Source organism: Marinobacter profundi, from assembly GCF_002744715.1.
Classification (GTDB): Bacteria; Pseudomonadota; Gammaproteobacteria; order Pseudomonadales; family Oleiphilaceae; genus Marinobacter; species Marinobacter profundi.
The window spans coordinates 1-924 of record NZ_KZ319391.1 but is presented as its reverse complement, the minus strand read 5'-3'; the positions used below and the strand labels follow the sequence as shown (position 1 = coordinate 924).

Sequence of the window (924 nt, the reverse complement as noted above, 5' to 3'; positions counted from 1 at the left end):
TCGAGCCGGTTCAGCGCGTCGAAGCTATAGCTGGTGGCGGTGGTGCTGCCACCGGCGGATACGTCCAGTTGGGTCCGGTTGCCGGCGGCATCGTAGCCGTAGGTCAGCACCGAGCCGTCGGGCTGGATCTCTTCAACCAGGCGATTCCGGGCATCATAACTGTAGCGTGTAGTGCCTTCCGATGTGGTGGCGGTCAGGCGGTTGCCGACAGCGTCATAGGTGTAGCTTTCGGTGGTGCCGTCACCGTAAATCACCTGAGTCAGCCGTTGGCTGAGGTCATAACCGTAGGTGGTGGTCTGGCCATTGAAGTCGGTATGGCTCAGGCGGTTGCCAACCGCATCATAAGTGAAGCTTTCGGTCTGGCCCATGGGCAGGGTGCGGCTGAGCACACGGCCCTGGCTGTCGTAGGTCCACCGGGTGGTGCGGCCTTCGGCATCGGTCTGGGTCAGCTTGTTGCCGGCTTCGTCGTAGGTGTAGCTGGTTACCCCGTCAAGGGCGTCGGTCACCTTGGTCAGACGGCCGAGGGCGTCGTAGTCGTAGCTGACGGTACGGCCATTCTGGTCGGTGCGCGAGGTGCGACGGCCCAGTGCATCGAAGCTCTCGGTCACCGTGGTGCCGTCGTGGTAGCGGGTCTGGGTCCGCTGGTCGAGGGCATTGTAGGTGTACTCGGTGGTGTGGCCCCTGGCGTCGGTCTCGCTGACCAGGTTGCCGTCGGCGTCATAGGCGTAGCTGTGACGATTGCCCAGTGCATCCACCACAGCGGTGCGGCGGCCTGCCGCGTCGTATTCGTAGGTAGAGGTGTTGTCGTTGGCGTCGGTCTCACCGGTTACGCGACCTGCGGCATCGTAGGTGGTCGCGGTGTGACTGCCGTCCGGATAATCGGTGCGGACAACACGGTTTAACCCATCGTAGGTGTAGCGGGTG

Annotated in this window: 1 pseudogene; it reads right to left on the bottom strand. The window is 63.2% G+C overall.

Going from position 1 to position 924, the window contains the following annotated elements:
• Positions 1 to 924, bottom strand: a pseudogene (locus CLH61_RS18230) (hypothetical protein); the annotation flags it as partial.